Annotated in this window: 15 protein-coding genes; 11 read left to right on the top strand and 4 right to left on the bottom strand. The window is 59.5% G+C overall.

Annotated features, from left to right (window positions below; genetic code table 11):
- The first annotated feature begins 17 nt into the window (after window positions 1-17).
- From DBR47_RS12420 to DBR47_RS12380, 9 genes are all read left to right on the top strand, one after another.
- On the top strand, window positions 18-587 hold the full coding sequence (locus DBR47_RS12420) for a hypothetical protein (RefSeq protein ID WP_124450462.1): 570 nt from the start codon (window positions 18-20) through the stop codon (window positions 585-587).
- A gap of 78 nt (window positions 588-665) precedes the next feature.
- Window positions 666-1808: an ImmA/IrrE family metallo-endopeptidase gene (locus DBR47_RS12415; protein WP_124450461.1), complete on the top strand. Its 1143-nt coding sequence runs from the start codon at window positions 666-668 to the stop codon at window positions 1806-1808.
- Entirely contained in the window at window positions 1798-2373 is a 576-nt protein-coding gene (locus DBR47_RS12410; RefSeq protein WP_124450459.1) for a hypothetical protein, read from the top strand. The genes DBR47_RS12415 and DBR47_RS12410 overlap by 11 nt, the downstream gene beginning before the upstream one ends.
- 141 nt (window positions 2374-2514) lie before the next feature.
- Window positions 2515-2736 (top strand): hypothetical protein, encoded by a 222-nt coding sequence (locus tag DBR47_RS12405; RefSeq protein ID WP_124450457.1) that lies wholly within the window; start codon window positions 2515-2517, stop codon window positions 2734-2736.
- 81 nt (window positions 2737-2817) lie between these two features.
- Window positions 2818-4614, top strand: coding sequence for a DNA methyltransferase (locus DBR47_RS12400; protein WP_124450456.1), 1797 nt, complete (start codon window positions 2818-2820; stop codon window positions 4612-4614).
- Window positions 4611-6695 (top strand): Eco57I restriction-modification methylase domain-containing protein, encoded by a 2085-nt coding sequence (locus tag DBR47_RS12395; protein ID WP_124450454.1) that lies wholly within the window; start codon window positions 4611-4613, stop codon window positions 6693-6695. The genes DBR47_RS12400 and DBR47_RS12395 overlap by 4 nt, the downstream gene beginning before the upstream one ends.
- Entirely contained in the window at window positions 6679-9918 is a 3240-nt protein-coding gene (locus DBR47_RS12390) for a hypothetical protein (RefSeq protein WP_197047030.1), read from the top strand. The genes DBR47_RS12395 and DBR47_RS12390 overlap by 17 nt, the downstream gene beginning before the upstream one ends.
- Before the next feature lie 211 nt (window positions 9919-10129).
- Window positions 10130-10462, top strand: a complete 333-nt coding sequence (locus DBR47_RS12385) for a hypothetical protein (RefSeq protein WP_231512278.1) — start codon at window positions 10130-10132, stop codon at window positions 10460-10462.
- Between the two features lie 14 nt (window positions 10463-10476).
- Window positions 10477-11607: a DUF3800 domain-containing protein gene (locus DBR47_RS12380; RefSeq protein ID WP_124450450.1), complete on the top strand. Its 1131-nt coding sequence runs from the start codon at window positions 10477-10479 to the stop codon at window positions 11605-11607.
- A 52-nt stretch (window positions 11608-11659) separates the two neighbouring features.
- Here DBR47_RS12380 and DBR47_RS12375 read toward each other — a convergent pair whose 3' ends face one another.
- From DBR47_RS12375 to DBR47_RS12360, 4 genes are all read right to left on the bottom strand, one after another.
- Entirely contained in the window at window positions 11660-11980 is a 321-nt protein-coding gene (locus DBR47_RS12375) for a hypothetical protein (RefSeq protein WP_124450447.1), read from the bottom strand.
- A 1-nt stretch (window position 11981) separates the two neighbouring features.
- A complete protein-coding gene (locus tag DBR47_RS12370) occupies window positions 11982-13019 on the bottom strand; it encodes an ArdC family protein (RefSeq protein WP_124450445.1) in 1038 nt (345 codons plus the stop codon).
- Between the two features lie 56 nt (window positions 13020-13075).
- Entirely contained in the window at window positions 13076-13684 is a 609-nt protein-coding gene (locus DBR47_RS12365; RefSeq protein ID WP_124450443.1) for a hypothetical protein, read from the bottom strand.
- Window positions 13685-13759: 75 nt separating this feature from the next.
- Window positions 13760-16009, bottom strand: coding sequence for a type IV secretion system DNA-binding domain-containing protein (locus tag DBR47_RS12360; RefSeq protein ID WP_231512277.1), 2250 nt, complete (start codon window positions 16007-16009; stop codon window positions 13760-13762).
- A 217-nt stretch (window positions 16010-16226) separates the two neighbouring features.
- Between DBR47_RS12360 and DBR47_RS12355 the strand changes: the two genes are divergently transcribed.
- Both DBR47_RS12355 and DBR47_RS12350 read left to right on the top strand, forming a co-directional pair.
- Entirely contained in the window at window positions 16227-16793 is a 567-nt protein-coding gene (locus DBR47_RS12355) for a sigma-70 family RNA polymerase sigma factor (RefSeq protein ID WP_124450441.1), read from the top strand.
- A gap of 50 nt (window positions 16794-16843) precedes the next feature.
- Window positions 16844-17491 (top strand): LexA family transcriptional regulator, encoded by a 648-nt coding sequence (locus DBR47_RS12350; RefSeq protein ID WP_197047029.1) that lies wholly within the window; start codon window positions 16844-16846, stop codon window positions 17489-17491.
- The last annotated feature ends 20 nt before the right edge of the window (window positions 17492-17511 follow it).

Raw genomic sequence — 17511 nt, 5'->3', positions numbered from 1 at the left:
CTGTCGGGAACCATTTGATGCTGCCAAGCATCGCCGCCGCACTCAGCGGTTACCCACCTCTGCTGGAACACATCCTGGATGGCAAGCACTACGGCCCGATGCTACGCAGCCCTGAGGTCGCTCAGCATCGAACTAAATGGCGAGCCTTGTTCAAGAGCTTGATCGCATGTCCGCCCAGAGACCTCGCAATCGCTGAACGCTTCCATACCCAGTGGCATGTGTCCCACCACTTCATCCGCGAACTTGTGGACGACGATGAGCTTCTGCTCGACATGCTCTGGGTCTGGCTCCCGCGTTTTGAAGGTCCCGGAATGATCCTTTATCGAGGTGAAAACATCGACCGCTTGGAAGCGGGCAGGATCGGCTCCGCATGGAGCGACAAGGAAGAGACGGCTCGAATGTTCGCAAGCGGATGGAATGCTGAAGGCCGAGGCGGCGTGATTTTGCGAACCAACGCGCCCGTTGAATCGATCATCGCTGGGCCGTCAGCCCATAGCGCCAACTGGCTTGGCGAGAGCGAATTCACCGTTGATTGGCGCAAGCTCGTCGAAGTTGAACGAGTCCGGAACTACGCCCCTCGCTCTTAAAGGCAATCTTGCGGTTTGCCCATAACGTCGAAATCGCCTGGCGTTAGGTCAGCAGTCCTGCACCTATGATTGAGAGTAATGGCCATCAACCTCAAAGCCCTAGGCTCCAAACTCGCCAAATATCGTGGACAGCTCAAGGAGTCCACCATTGAGGTCGCCTCCGCGACCGGCATTGACGCCGCACGACTGGCGGCAATCGAAGCCGGCCAGGTCGAACCCTCGGGCGACGACGTGCTGATCCTGGCGGATCATTACCGCTGCGACTTCAAGTTCTTCATCTCGAACGAACAGGTCGCGCCGTTCGAGCAAACCGAGACGCTCTATCGCGCCCATGGAAACGACTTCACAAAAGAAGACCGCCGAGCTGTCCAAGACTTCCTTTACCTGTGCGAGACGGAAGACTTCTTGATGCGAGAGCTTGGTCGCCCGCCCAAGGACTTTGCCTTCTCACCCAGCGGCGACTACTTCAAAGGTCACGGTGAAGCCGCCGCCGCACGATTGCGGACCGCCCTGGGCCATGATGATCGCGCGGTTCCTCGCGATGTCTACGCGGAGTTTCGCAGCGTCGGAGTGCATATGTTCCGCCGCAAGCTGGGGAACTCGAACATATCCGGCCTCTTTATCATGCATCCGGTCGCCGGCAAGTGCGCCTTGGTCAACCACAGCGAGGACATTTACCGCCAGCGATTCAGCGCGGCCCATGAAATGGCCCATGCCATCTTCGACTCCGCGCAAGGCGCCAGCGTCAGCTTCGATGGCCCCAGCGGGTCGGATTACTTGGAGCTTCGCGCCAATCGCTTCGCATCGTGCTTCTTGATGCCGCCCGAATTCCTGAGGAAGATGCCTCCGCCGAATCAGTGGAGCGACGCGGACGCGCAGCGGTGGGCAAACGATTTGCGCGTGAGCTGCGTCGCGCTTGCCATCGCCCTCAAAGAGGCCAAGCTCATCGACCAAGGCAATTACGACCGCATTCGCCGATTGCGCGTGCCGCGCGAGGCCAAGATCGACCCCGAGCTTCCCGAGAGCCTCAACGCCACACAGCGTCAGCGCAAGGCCCACCTCCTTGAACTCGGCCTTTCGGATTTTTACGTTGGCCTATGTTTCGACGGCTTCAGCGCAGGTGTGATCAGCGTCGGCCGACTGGCCGAAGCCCTGCTCTGCAGCCACGGCGAGTTGGCTGAGTTGGCTTCCCTCTATAACCGGACGCTTCATGGCCATTGATCCATCGAAATTCCATCTGATCAATGTCGCCGACACCTGTTCCGTATGGAACGTGCTGTCCTCGGCTCGACTACACGCCGCCGCCAAAGAGGCTCGCTGCGAGTTCTGCGTCACCAGCTTCGTCCGCTACGAATGCCTGACCAAGCCGAGAAAAGCCCCGACTCCGGCTGAGACAGAACTGATGCGACGGCTTACACAAGAACAGGCTCGTGGCGGATTCGCCGCCCACTCCTGCGACATCGGGGACTTGCAGGCCATAAAACTCCTTGAAAGCAGGAAGAGGCTTGGCAAGGGCGAGCTGTCGTCCATCGCCTTCGCCATGAAAATCGGCCAAGCTGTCATCACCGACGACAAAAAGGCGCGCAAGCTGGCCGTGGATTCAGGCCACGCCCTCACGCAAACCACGCCGCATCTGTTTTCCTGGCTGATCTTCAAAGGCCGCCTTGGGGACTCCGACAAGCCTACCGTGATCGCACAGCATCAGTCGCTGGAGCGTCCGCTAGCGCCTCATTTCGAGAAGGCCTACGAGATGGCACTGCAGTGCAGGCTTAATGAAGCCAGATAGCCCATCCCACTAAACATTGCACGATTGAGGCTACCGACAAACCACACGCGCCAAGCAATTGGCAGCCCTAGCCCCCCAAATGACCGACTCTAGCGCGCAGCTAGAATACCGCAAATGCACAGACACTTGCGGGGCTATCCCATGCGATTCGATGACGTAAAAAGCGACACGCTGAATCTACGTGTTTCGCCATCTTTCAAGCTAGCTTTGAAAGCTGCTGCCGACCATGAGCAAAGAAGCATGGTCAATATGCTTGAAGTGCTCGTCGCAGGGTTTTGCGAATCCAAAGACATTGCCCTTCCCACCGAGCGAGCGGCTCGCGCGCGAGCCGTTAACAAGCAGCACGTCAAAGCCGTGGCTTGACGGGATACGAGCCTCGAACGAGAAGCGGCCTGCGTCCATTCGGACTCGCAAGAGGTCGACAACCAAAAGAATCAATCACCCGTGGCAAACATCGCCGACCTTTACAGAACTCCCTTGCCATCAACGCGCACGGGACCGCTTTACAACGCTTTTTCCTATCCGACGAAAATCTCGCCCGAGGTCATTGCCCTCTTCATTGCCGCGCACACTAAGCCAGGCGCGACCGTGCTCGATGCATTTGCAGGAAGCGGAACCACAGGGCTCGCGACACTGCTGTGCGATCGTCCCACCGATGAGATGCGCCGCATGGCCGACGCGCTCGGAATCACGCCGAAGTGGGGACCACGCACCGCCCATCTTTTTGAAATCGGCACATTGGGCGCGTTCGTATCAGAAACTCTATGCCGCCCGCCAGAGCCGGAGACATTCGCAGCGGCGGTCAATGAGCTGTGCCGACGCGCAGAAGAAAAGCTTTCCTGGCTATACGAGGCGAAGGACGCGAGCGGCTCTCCCGGAACTCTGCGCCACATGATCTGGTCCGAAATGCTTGTTTGCCCACACTGCGGCAACGAAGTCTCGCTGTGGGACGCGAGCGTGAAGACAAAGCCACTGAGCATGTCGGACACTTTCCGTTGCAAGAGCTGCCGGACACAGGTCCCGGTCGGAGCCTGCGAGCGAGCGCTTGAATCGTCCCTAGACGCATTTGGACGCAAGCAGCTGACAAAGAAACGCGTGATCGCGCGAGTGCATGGCCGGACCGGGTCCGCGAAATGGCAGCGTCCGCCCACGCCCGAAGACCACGCAGTCCTCGCGCGAATCGCCAAAGCGAAACTGCCGAAGTCCGCGCCCAACGCCGATCTTGTTTGGGGCGAGCTGCGCCGCACTGGCTATCACGTCGGCATCGAGAAGCTTCATCACTTCTACACGAAGCGCAACTTCATCGCGATGGCGACACTTTTTGATCTCGCCGCCGATTTCCCAGAGCACGTGCGCGACGCATTGCGACTGCTGGTCCTTAGCTACAACTCGAGCCACTCAACGCTCATGACCCGCGTGGTTCTCAAAAAGGGGCAGAGCGACTTCGTTCTCACTGGGTCGCAAAGCGGCGTGCTTTACATCAGCGGACTGCCGGTGGAGAAAAACATTCTTGAAGGCGTGCGACGCAAGTCCAAAGCATTCATCGACTCCTTCCACCTGCTTCATGGCAGCAGAAGCACGGTTGTCGTCCACAACAGCACCAGTGAAAGCATGCCGCTAAAACCTCATTCGGTGGACTACGTCTTCACAGACCCTCCTTTCGGCGCCTACATCCCCTACGCGGAGCTCAATCAGATCAACGAGCATTGGCTTGGCAAGACGACTGACCGCGCTCGCGAAGTGATCGTGAGCCCCTCGCAGTCCAAAGGCGTGTTGGAATATGGAGCAATGATGGCAAGCGTCTTCAAAGACATTTCGCGCGTGCTCAAACCAGAAGGCTTGGCGACAGTGGTATTTCACTCCGCGCACTCGGAGGTTTGGCGGGCGCTTGCGCAGGCCTATGCGACTGCTGGCTTCACAGTCGAAGCCACGAGCGTCCTGGACAAGATTCAAGCAAGCTTTAAGCAGGTCGTCTCCACCGTCTCAGTCAAAGGCGATCCATTGTTGTTGCTGTCGAAGCGCCGGCTGGATCGGGCAGTTGGTAAGACGAGTTCCAAGATCGCAGCGGAAGTGATTCGAGATGCCGGCAATGGCTCGCTTTCTGATCCGCAGTTACTCTATTCGCAATTCGTCGGCAAGTGCTTGCAGCTTGGCCGTGACATCGAGATGGACGCGAAGGCCTTCTATGCCCTTGCGCGCGCAGAGGCCAGTTCAGGCCCTATGCCCTCCGCAGACCGATGAGCCAGGCTAACCAGCCCCCGACTGCTAGCCACACGCCAGATGCGGAGCGCCGCAAACGCCTGGGTCAATACTTCACCGGCGTGGGCCTGGGCCGCATCCTCGCCGCGTTGGCCCAAGCGGAGAAGGCTGAGAGCATCATCGATCCTATGGCTGGGTCTGGCGATCTGCTGGCTTCGTGCCTGGGAATTGGCGCCGCTCCGGCCTTGATCGCTGGCATCGAAATCGACCGTGCCGCTCGAGACGCGTGCTCCAACCGATTGCCGCAGGCCGACTGCATTCTCGGGAGCGCTTTCGACCCAGACACCATCTCGCTCCTGCCAAAGACGGAGTGGGACTTGGTGATTGGCAATCCTCCCTATGTTCGATATCAGTCGTTCTCAGATAAAGCAGAGGTTGACCGTTTTCTTCCGAGCGCGATGCAAATTCGGACCGGGCTGTTGCAAACCTTGCCAAGGCTCTCTGCTCTCGACGCGGAAGACAAACGCCTGTTCGCGCACCTCATCAGCGGCTACTCCGGCCTGTCCGACCTAGCAGTTCCCTCCTGGATTCTTTGCGCCGGCCTCGTAAAGCTTGGCGGCCGTTTGGCGTTGGTGGTGCCTGAGTCGTGGCTGACGCGAGACTACGCGACTATCGTGCACTACCTGTTGTTCCGATGGTTCGATATTGAGTTCATCGTTGAAGACGAGCATGCCTCTTGGTTCGACGACGCCCAGATCAAGACGACGCTCATCGTGGCCAAGCGGGTGAAGCGGCGCGCGTCGGCTCTTGTGCGAGCTAACAGCTCCACCTACTGCCACATCTTGATCTCCGCCGCTGCGGCCAGCCCGGAGAGCCCCATTGGGCGAATCGCACTTGCCGGAGGATCGAGACCAGAGCGAGATTTCGCAAAACAAGCGCGATCGTGGCTTCGCAATGGCGCGAGCCACCCCACAGGGCTCGCTCGCGCGCGTCCCGCGTCGATGAAGCTCGCATGCAGAAACATGATTGCAGCCGCATCGAGGCAAAAGTGGTTCGCAGCCATCGGCGAAACAAGCAGTCAAGCGTCGGAAGGCATCTACGTCTCTCACGAGATTCATGAGTGGCTTACCCGCCAGGGCATCGCCCCCTCCTTCTCCACGTTGGAGTCGCAGGGCGTGGGCGTTGGCCAGGGCCTGCGCACCGGAGCCAATGGCTTCTTCTACGCCGACGGCGCGCGCTCGTCAGGGCACATAGCGCTGTCCTTTTCCGGCCCGCTGGCGGGATTGGCAGCACAGGCACCAGAAGGCGTTGCTCGGCCCGTCATTCGCCGGCAATCTGAGCTTCCGGCGGGCTTCGCCGTCTCGACTGAGCTCGCCACGGGATGGGCGCTGGACCTCAGACAACATGCGCTGCCGGAGGACTTGGGCGAAGTCGACATGTTTCCCACGGTCTATGAACGCATGCCCGAGTCAATTGCTGCGGTAGTTCGGGCGGCAGGACAGGCCAACTTCGGCACTGACGCAAAGCCACAAAAGGTTTGGAATCTCACCGCCGTCTTTCCAAACATCAGGCCTGCGGCTCGCGGCATGCCGCCGCGACATTGGTATATGTTGCCCGACTTCGCGCCGAGGCACTTGCCGGACGTTCTGTTGGCGAGAGTGAACTCATCCACTCCGAGGGCCTACCTAAACAAGGCTAGGCAATGCCTCATCGACGCAAACTTTTCGACGATATGGACTTTGCCGCTAAGCAAATGGAACGCGGCTGCTTTGCTCGCTTTCATGAATAGCGCCTGGGCGCAGGCGGTAATCGAGACGTCGGGAGCAGTCATGGGCGGCGGCGCCCTGAAGGTGGAAGCCGCGCACCTGCGCCGCTTACCCGTTCCCGCGTTCAATGAAGAGCAGCTTCGCACGCTCTCACTGCATGGCGACGAGCTCGCTGCCATGGCCGAGCCCGCAGAAGTTGAAGCGGTGCTGAACAGCATCAACTGCGTGGTGGGCGAAGCTCTCGGGTGCGATCGCGAAGGATTCAAGGAATTGCTGCAAATCGCGCGCGCGGGACAGGAAAGACGCTCAAAACACAACACAAAAAAGGGAGGAAACGATGATGGAGAAATATGTTGAAGCGCAGGGGAAGGCTTTCCTGAAGGAAGCCAGCGACCTCATCCGTGAAGGCAAGGCGGAGGATGTGCTGCGGCACGCGCTCTCAGCTAAGCTGCCGTTGATGTTTCCCGACCAGCCTTGGTGGACCAAGGCTCACGTCACCGGGACGGAGTCGTTGGCAAAATTTCACGAGCTCGGGGCCAAGAAGCATGGTTTCGTCGATGTGCTCGTGGGCGCCACGGTGATCGAATACGAGAGGGACTTGCACGCGCTGGGCACCTTTGCCCACGGCCTCCACCAGGTGAAGCAATATTGCGCTGGCCAGCTCAACGCGGGGACACCTCGCGACTTGCTTGTTGGCGTGCTCTCCGACACTGTCCGATGGCACGCCTTTGGCATCTCGGAAGTCAAGGACCTTTCTGCCGTTCCTGGCGCCACGAGCTTCGGCCCGGAGCACATCGAGCTCGCCGAGATCGAATCATGCGACCTTTCAGCAGCTGGCGATGTCGAGGCGAAGAAGCTCGGGGCTTTTTTGGTCCGCCATCTTGGCCGCGAGGGTGGCCGCTTGTTGGCCGCGCTCACCCTCGCGAAGGACTTGGGCTTTAACAGCCCTTTTTGCCAAGCCCACGTCCAGCCGATTGATGCACTTGTGGACCATGCGTTCGCCCATGACCCCACCTATGCCAGCTTGATCACAAAGCTTTGGACAGACTTCGTCTCCTACTTGGGTGGAGACGCGGCTGCAGGCAAGTTCGACAAAGGTTCGTATGTCGGGGAACTCTACATCCTCACCCTCGCCAAGCTCATTTGCGCCAACGTTCTGAACGGGAGGGCCTTGATCAGCGACAACGCAGAGTTGCAAGCGATCTTAGACGGCTCATTCTTCAAAGCTCGTGGGCTGCCCAACCTCGTCGAATATGACTATTTCGGTTGGCTCAACGCCAGCCCCTATGTAAGCGACTTGGTCGCCGTCGCGCGCGAACTTCAAAACGATCTTCGCGCCTACGATTTCGAATCGTCCCCCGCCGAAGACCTTTTTGGCACACTCATGGCGCAGTTGGCGGCCCGATCGCAACGACTTCTGCTTGGGCAGGAATGGACCCCTTCTTGGCTCGCTGGTAAGCTTGTCGAGCATGTCATGTCGGCACTCCCCGAGGGACAACAGCCGCGCTTTATCGATATGTGCTGCGGATCGGGAGCGATGATCGTGGAAACAGTGAAGCGCGCTCAACAGCGCCTTCGAGCTGCTGGCCGAGTTCCAGGCGACCCCGCTGCACTTAGCGAACTCACTACTGCGATCACCGCATTCGACATCGACCCATTGGCTGTGATGCTTGCCAAGGTTGGTTGGGTGCTAGCCAGCAAGGATTGGCTCGCAGCAGGGCACGAGGCCCAGATTCCCGTCTATCACGCCGACTCGCTGCTTGCGAACACGCCGGTGACAAAGGTGTTTAGCGCGACAGGCGAAGAACAACGCAAGCTCACGCTCGACACGGAAGAGGTCCAACTCCCCCAGTTTTTGATCACTGCATCGAATCAGACTTTATTCGACGCCCTGCTCTCGCGTGGCTATGACATGGCGATGAGCAGTGCAGCGGCAACGAGCACGACGCTCACCGATCAAGACATCGAGACGATGGTGGACGCTGTTTTGTCTGACACTGGGGTCGCACTGACCATCGATGAAAGGGCCGCTTCGATCGAGTTCTGCAAGAAGCTGCTCAGTGCATTGGAGAAACTCCAGCGCGCCGGTCGCAACGGCATATGGGCATTCGTTCTCCGAAACAGTTTCCGGCCAGCTCTCGTCGCGGGGCGGTTCAACGGAGTCGTGACGAACCCGCCATGGCTGACTCTCAGCAAAATCGCGAGCAACCCCTATCAGGATGCGCTGAAAGCCAAGTCTGATCTCCACGGCATCAAAGCGCCAGGCTCTTCCCATTTGCATGTGGAAATCGCAACAATCTTTCTCTTGCACGCCGTCGAACGCTATTTGACTCCGGGTGCGGTGATCGGATGCATCCTGCCGGACACGGTGCTCAACGGGTCGCACCACGAGCCATTTCGCTCTGCCGGCTACCTCACGGCGAACAAGCCCGTGCAATTCGCTCCTGGCGAAATCTGGAAGATTGCCAACCAGACCTTCAAAAACGAGGCAATCGTGCTCTTTGGCTCCAAGTCGCACCCTAGCGGCTCCACGACTTTCGCGGGACGGGACGTAGGCAGAACATCAGAGATTGCGACGACCTACCACATCATCAAATCCAATGGCCGCACTGCATGGACCACCACGCCCCCCGCTGAGCCAGCCGTGAAAGTCGCGACCAAGAAATCCATCGGGCCGCTGTTTCGGCAAGGCGCCGACGTGATGCCTCGCGGCATCGTTTTTCATGCAGCGGCAAAGAGCGGCGCGGGTTGGAACTTGGGGCCAATCAACGCCGGCTCGCCCTTCTACTTCCTCAGATCGGACGGCCATCGGCTTAAAGATTTCGCGCTGACTGCAAACAGCGTTAGCGACCAGGTGATGTTCGACGTGCTGATCTCAAAGCATTTGGCACCGTATGAGCTCGCCGCCGGCGCCAAAGGACTTTTGCCGTTTCGATACGGGACCGGCGGGTGGGAGCCTCGCACAGGACCGGGGATCGCTGCGCTTGGCGGAGCGACAGGTGGCGCGATCAAAGCTGCCTTGACTGCCATCAACGAGAGCGTCGATGAATTCTTCGAGACGGTGGATTCGGACCGCAAAAAGCTGTCTGGCCAAGGATGGACCGGCCAGGACTGGCTGGTATTCGCCTCGGCTGGCGGCAAGCTGCCGTGCGCAGCGTATGTGCGCGGCGACCAGATCCCTTGCGGTAAGACTGTCATCGACCAGACGCTTTATTGGGGGCGCGTGGCGACCGAGGACGAGGCAATCTACATCACCGCGTTGATAAACAGCCAAGCCGTCATCGAGGTGATCAAGGCGCATCAGCCTCGCGGAGCCTTTGGCGAACGCCATATCCACAAGCTGGCATTCGATCGAACTCCGGCGTTTGACGCGGCAAACCCAGACCACCGAGCGATCGTTGATGCAACCAAGGCGTTGCTGTCCGAATGGGCCACCCGGCGCACGCAACCTGACATGCAACCTATGCTATCGCCTCAGAAGCACATGATCACGCGGCGGACGAAGATTCGAGCGGCGCTTGTGCAACTGCCTGGCTGGGACGCCTACCAGGACGCCTGCGCCAACCTCTATGGTGTTTGAGCACACTGAGCGTTGACCATGGACTGCGCCGGAAGGCACCGGCAACTACCAACCCCGCGTCTCCGGCAACATCGCCATCAAGAACTATGTGGCGAAGGCCCGAGCGGCAAAGGACAACCTCGACCACCGAGAGTCTTTGGCCGCGTGCCGGCAAGGGCTCGAAGTGCTTTCCGAGAAGGTATGGCGCTGGCTCGGTAGCCACGAGCTGGGCATGCTCAACTTGCAACTCGCTGGCGTCGGCGCCGAGCCAGGCCTTCGCAACCTGTGCGACGCTCTACGCAAACGGCTGGAAGACGCGGCGACCTTCAACCACGCGAACAAGCCAGTGCTGTTGGCTGCGTATGGCCGTATTTTGGGCATCCCGGCCGTCAACCTCGTGTGGACTTACTTGAACAAGGGCACGCACGAAGAAGCGAACCGTGACGACTTCGATGCTGATTATGTGGAGTCTGTCGCTCAGACGCTTGAAGAGATGGACGCCCTCGACCTGCGCGTTGGGCGACAAGAGGTTCTGCCTCAGACTGCAATGGTGCTAGGCCAATAGGACAAGGGACTCACATGGCGTTCGACTGGGGTGAGATGCGAGCCATGATGATCGGGGTCCACGGCATCCGCCGGGCCGACGACAAGTTCGCCTTCTTCTACGATGAGACAAACAACATCCGCAAGTTCGCGCTGACCGACGCGGGGACAAACGTCAATGAGCACAAGAACTTCGTCCTCGGCGGCATCGTGCTTCAAGAGGGTCAAGCCTTGCCAGACATCGCGCCACTGCGCGAGGCCCTGGGCATGCAGGTCAACGCGCCGGAGATCAAGTTCAAACACATCGCCAGCGGCGACTTCGAGGCTGCTCTTGCGTCGCACAAGATGGCGCGCTTCTTGGCCTGGCTGACCGAGCACAGGCTGGCGATTCATTACTCGAGCATCAACATTGTCTATTGGTCCATCGTGGACATCGTCGACTCGATCATCGCCAGCAAGCGCTTCGAGGCGTTCAGCCACGCGCGGCGCGAGATGAAAAACGAGCTATACCGCATCGCCTGCATGGACAAGCCTGCATTCCTGGCTTTGATGCGGCGCCACGGCTACCCCGGCATCCCCATCGGCAAGGTGGGCAGCTTCATTGCTGACGTGGACGCGTTCCTCACACTGCACAGCCCCGGGGCTGTCAATCTGCCCACCGAGTTGCTCAAGGAGATGGTGAGGAAGGCCACGGCGCTGACCGAACTGCCGTTCCTTGAAGGCAACGACGCCGATGTGCTCATTGGCAGCTTCAGCTCGTTCTTCACCATGCCGGTCCTGCTGTTCAAAAACGCCACGCATGTCTTCGATCGTGAAATCCAAGTCGAGAAGAGCTTGGGCACCGACGGCTTCAAGCAGCGCGCGCAGGACATCGACTATCGGTTCTCAGATTCCAAAACCGACCCGGGCATCCAGCTAGCTGACGTGACGGTGGGCCTGATCGGCAAGTATGAGGATTTCGTCGAGAAGCATCGGCTGCCGGAGCTGCTGGCGCGCAAAAAGGCGTGGAGCGCCGCGCAGACCGAAACCTTCGAGTTGCTGCGAGGGCTCATCGACTACTCCGACGACGTGAGCAACGCGTTCATCCACCGCATCACCGCGATGGACAGCGAGTGGAAGAACGACACGTTCATGCTCGGATTTCCTGCGTTGTCCCACTTGCTCTGAGCCAGCCGCCAAAGACAAAGGCCGGTTGACTCCTTCCAGCCTTTATCGAGACTCACCTAATCTTCGCAACGAATATTGGCGTCTGCTCCCCTCTCCATGCACCGTAGATGTTGTAGGCGAAGAATTCTTCGGCATCATCCTTGGACATGCCGTCTCGCTTCCTCAATCGCCGCAGAATTTTCTCGCTGTCGTAAACGATAAGAGCCACCCCGCCGCGCTCGGTGACGCCAATGATCGCGTTGTCGTGCCCTTCGATGAAGAGCAAGGGCTCGTCGCTGTCGGCAATGTTGATGCATGCCTCCCGGACCGACTGCCCCATCGCTCCGTCTGCTACGTGAGATTGCTTGATCGATTTGTCGCTATTGGTTTTCATATCAGGCCCTCCTTGCCATGGGTGTCGCTTCGTATTCTTCAATCCATTCCTTGTGCGGCTCGATCACCATCCTTTGTTGAACCAAGCCAAGCAGGTATTCGCAGATGCGGTCGGCGTTCTTCGCCGCAGTGAAGACCGCCTGGGGATCGTTCTGGATCGCCTTGATCCAACACCGCAGGTAACTCGCATGGCTTTGGACATGCTTGGGGTCCTGGCTCATAGGCACGCCGGTTTCGCTGGCCAAAATGGCCGACGCGATCTCAGCAGTCAGTTCCTCGAGCGCATAGGCGGAATCGCCCCACCGTTTGGCATAAGCCTCCGTCCTGTTCAACCTATGTTCCGCCATGGTCGAGTGGGCTGCCTCATGCAATTTTGTCGCCCATAGGTCGTATGCCGAATGAAATGCATTCTTGGGCGGCAATCGGATCTCGTCATGGGCAGGCACGTAGCACGCCTTGCTGCCGCCATGGATGACCATCAAGCCAGTCTTTTCGATCAGGGCTTGCATTACCGCCTCAGCTCGCTCAACAGGCTCGAAGTCACGCTCCGGCTTCGCCTCTGGTTGTGGCATGCCCTCGATCTGCTCAGCATTGAAGACCCAGTAGCGCCTGAGCGCCTTACCCATTGCTGGCTCTTGCTCCGCTTCTTTGGAGCCAACCGCGCTGCCGCCCTCATTGGCAGCAGCCGGGCGTCCCTCGACGCCAGCTCGATTGCGCTCGAAGTCCACGACCTTCACGATCATGGTGCCTTTCTGGCCTTTCCTGACTTGCCAGCCCTTGGCTGCGGCCTGTTGGTATGTCAACCAAAGGTTTGAGCCATATCCCGTTCCGGCGATGGCAAGCAGGATGCGATTCACGCCCCGGTATGCATTGCCTGTGGTTGGATTTTTTGGGTTCAACGATGAACCCGATTGCACGTCCCATGGCCGCTGCCATGGCGTGTCGCCCTTCTCCATCGCTGCGATCAGGGTCTGGGCGACTTGCTGCTTCACGTTGAATCTAACGTCGCCTCCCTGCGGCACTTCTTGGACTGCCTCCATGGCTGCCTCCTGTTCTTATTGTTTTTTGTTGGATAGCTGGCGCCGCTGCTCCCCGCTTATGGCTTCGGTTGCCTTCCTGCTCGCGGTGGAGTGTCTGTGGCGATGCCGCTGGCATCGCTGGGCGTGGTGCCGACTTGCTCGGCATGCCGCGCGGGATTCCCGAAGTCAGGCGTCTCGCCTGTCTTCGCTCCGGCCTGCCCACCATTGCTGGAGGGCTGCGGCCCGTCCTCAGCCATCGGCGTTTGAGCAGCGCCGCGCAAGTCGGCATCGAACCTGTAGTCCTGAAACGTATCAGGTCCGAACACTTCATGAGCCGCTCGACGCCACACAGTTTCGGGAATTCGCTCGATGGGCCAGGCAGGAGCACTGCCTGGCATGAACGAGCGCAGCAAGGCGATGAACTCGCCGATTCGGTGGCGCAGCAACTGGGCACGAGTCGGCAGCGGTGGGTCGCCAAGGTCTTTCCAATAGTCCGGGTGCTCCGACATCCAGCCCTCCGGATCGTCGAACTCGTTGCCGAGGTCGCCAATCATTTCGACTTCGTCGTCCTCCAGCGCCTGCGCGTCCTGGCGACGTTCTACCGCGCCTTGGGCTCGCTGATGAAAGCGGTCCCCTCCGCCTTCGCGTTGCTGTGCGCCACCTCCCAGCCCTTTTCCTGCCTCCATGTCGGTCTCCTTAAGATGGGCCGAAGACGCTCCGGCCTCATCTGTAAATGCTCCCGACGCGACCCTTCGGCACGACTATTGCAGCGGCTGCGAGCGGCGTGGCTTGCGATCCGCGCGGCTGCCAGGCTTTGCACCAGCATCAGTCGGCTTCGTTGGCGGCGTTGGGGCAAACACGGCCACTTCGCGAGGGCCGCTGCGGCCGTCTGAAATGGCGTTGGCGATGGTCAGCGCCACGGTCGCGGCTGACATGGCATCCATGCCGGCGCCGCGCAAGGCGACATCGACCACTGCGTCGGCGAGCGGCGACGGTTGGTCTTCCGAGCCTTGTGCAGGCGTAGCCTGCACATGCGCGGCCCTGACTTCGACCGGGGCGGGAACGATCACATTCGCGGCCTGAGTTGGTTGACCAGCGATTCCATATCTAGCCACGGCATCCTCCGCCGAGAATTCGGCCGCTTCTTCAATCGAAGCCCCCGGCCCAAGTGGCACAGAGGATCGCGAATTCCCCTGCGCAGGCTCCGCCTCTGTCTTTTGCTCCTGCGAGCCACGCGCCACCGCCTTTGATACAGCCACGCGCGCGGCAATGGCCGCAACTCCTGTAGTCCACGGAGCAGGAACGTGAGCAAGGCGCTCGCGTCGAATTTGGTAGTGCGGCCAATACAGTTCGTAGGCTTGGCCGCCTGTGAACAAAATCAGCACGACGCCTTTTCCATCCTGGGTCAAGCCCAACCGTGACGAGAGCTCGGATGGCTTGTAGAGCGCCACCTCATCACGATTGAAAGATAAAGTCGTGGAGCGGTTTGGGCCGCCGCCTGCGCCGCCATATGACGATGACATGTTGGCCCGCTCGACCTCGCGGGCGCCGAAGGCCTTGCAGAGCTGCTCGGCCGTTTCGCCCTGCATCATCTGCCCCACAATTAGGGTGCCGCACATGCCGATCAGCGCCTTGACCATCGAAGCGCCATAGAGCTCATCCAATTGGGCGAAGTCCTGGCATGCGACGACGCACCGGACGCCACGCGAGCGGCCCACCTCGAACAGTGGTCGCACTGGAATTTTGCCCATTTGCGCGAACTCGTCGGCCACGAACCAAATCTTGCGCTTCGGGTCGTCCTCCATCTCAACCGAGTTGACGATGGCCGACATGATGCCGACGATGCCTTCCACGTAGCTCTTGGTGAGCTCAGAGTAGGCTCCGTGCCCTTGCAAGATGATCTGCGGAAACTTCGAGCGACCCTGCGTCCATTCGACGAAGCTGATGCGCCGGCTCGCTGGCACCTCGCCCCATGCCTCGGCCAGGTCGAAGATGGTCGAGCAGAAGGAAGACAAGTTGATCAAGATGCCTGCCGTGGTGACTGACGCTTTCTCGACCGCGCGAATGGCCTCCGGGTGCCATTCCTTCATGATCGCCAGCAACTGGGACTGCGGCTGAGAGATGAGCTCGCGCAGCTCCAACCAGCCCCAATCAAACTCGCGAGTGCCGCGTAGGTAGATCATTAGGCCGACCAGCAGTTGACGCGAGGCGTTTGACCACATGGGGTCCTGGCTCTCGCGGATCATCGCGGCGGCGAACCTGCGCATGTCCAAGGGGTTTCGCATGTCGCGCGCGATGTCCCACGAAAGGCTGCGCTTGTCCCAAGGGGCGATCAATGCAGGCCGGGCAAAGCCGACCGTGAATTCGCTCTTTGGATCGAACAGAAGCATCTGCTCGCGCGAGGCCACGATCTTGTCGATCAAGCCTTTCAAGGCGGTGGATTTTCCTGAACCGGTTCCCCCAACAACAAGAACGTGTCTTGTGAACATGTCGGCGGGATACACCACACCAGGAGCGATCTCATGGTCGGGGCGTCGCTTGACCCTCTCGTGCAATGCCTCAGCCAAACGCTTGGTCGCCTCCGCGCCGCTGTGGCGACTCGATCCCCTCAAATGGATCAGGCCATCGCGTGAGCGCAGAAATGGCTTTGCCAGGAAGACAGCGGGAATGAAGAAGGCACACGCCACAAACACCATTCGGCAAATCAAACCGCTGCGCTGTTCATCGGCCAGGCCCGCAAAGAACCTCTGATAGAACCGAGCCTCGACCGGGCAGAACGCAGGGGACGCGGCGTGCGCGGCCAGCTTCATCCAATACGACAAATGCTCCGAGAGCTGCCCCGGTGGCATAGCCAGCCCGGGAATGGGACGCCAAACGAGCAACAGCGCGAGCAGCGCCACGACGATTCCCGCCACGGCGCTCGCCGCAAGCCAACCGAGCGGATCGACTCGCTTGATGGAAGGAGCCAATGGAGGCGCCTGCCCCCAGTCGTAAACAGTCTTTCCATCCATGCCGCCGCCTTGGAGTTGCTCTCCATGGAAGGCCGGTCAGGAAGGCGTTTCGCGAGCTTGATCGACGTGCGGTGGAAGTGCCGTCCATCGGCTTCGACACAAACCAGTCAGCTGACATGCCCACTCGCCAGCAACGGGAGATAGGGGCGTAGAAGCGCCCTCGGTCCTCTGGATCACAGAAGGCATTCAAGTCGCCAATAAAACAAGAAGGAGCCCCATGAGAACAAAAGCACAAGATGATTTCTTCAACGCCTTTTCGCGAATGAACTCAAAAGAGAGGGAACTCTTGGAAGTCTTCGCGAGCAGATGCATCGGAGGAACGATCTACACCAGCCCAATGGACATCATCCATGAGGTCATCATCAGAGTCATGGATGGCAGGAGGAATTGGCCTCCGGACGTTGACCTCGGCGTGTTCATCGCCAACTGCGTTCGCAGCATCGCCAGCAACTCGCGCAAGCTCGCCGAGTGGTCCAATTTATCGCTGGACGCATTGAGCGAAGACGATTTCGCCGAGATGCGCTCACATCACGCTCAGACCATGTCGGCGGAGGATGTGGCCTTGCGCAACGAGCGGACGGGCATCACACACAAGGCCGCGAAGTTCGTCAAGGCCACCCTAGGTGAAGACGAGCAAGGACGACAGGTGTTGGAAGGCATGCTGGTCGGCCTCGAACCTGAAGAAATGTGCGACGCGTTCAACCTGAGCCCAGCGGCATTCAAGGCGGCCCGCCAGAGGGTGACGAGCCGGCTCAAGGTTTTCGGGCAAAGGAATCCTCAATGAGAGGCGCCCATCCAATCATCGTCAAACTCAACTACGCAAAGGAGTCCAACATGGCTACACAACAACAAGACAGAAACCGAAGCGGCACCATCGAACTAACCGACAACGCGCGCAACTATCCCAGCAAGTTGCACGCAATGCTTCGCATCACGCCGCAAGAGGTGGCAGCCGACATTCGGTCCCGAGGATTGAGCTCGCAAAGCGTCTCGCAGCAATTCGACATCATGATCCAGGCCGTCGCCGCACAGTTTCCACCTGACACTTATGAGGACGACGACTTTGAAAACGTGGACGACGGCCTCGAATCACTGAGGTTCTACGAAGACACGGTCGCGGCCGGCTTCCCATCAGGCGATGGAGGAGATGTCCCCTACCGGAAGGCACGGGCAAGCGACTTCTTTGGGCACCAAGACGTGAGCTCGATGTTCGTGGCCACTGTTTCGGGTTGGTCCATGAAGGAGGATCACATCAAGGACGGCGATGTAGTTCTGGTGGACCCGAAGGCCAAGCCGAAGGACGGCGACATCGTGCTCGCCTGCATCTCAGGCGAAGGCCAAATGGTAAAACGTCTCCGCATCATCGATCGAGATCACCTCGTCTTGGAATCGGCTAACCCCACATTCAAGTCGATTGTGATCAATGACCCTGAACGATTGTCCATCCGTGGCGTGGTCAAGGGCCGGGCCGGCAAAATTTGAGACCGGCCGTGGGTGATTGG

Origin of the sequence: Paucibacter sp. KBW04 (assembly GCF_003852425.1) — a bacterium.
Taxonomy (GTDB): domain Bacteria; phylum Pseudomonadota; class Gammaproteobacteria; order Burkholderiales; family Burkholderiaceae_C; genus Paucibacter_A.
The sequence above is the reverse complement of the archived record's forward strand: the minus strand, read 5'-3'. Positions and strand labels throughout refer to the sequence as shown.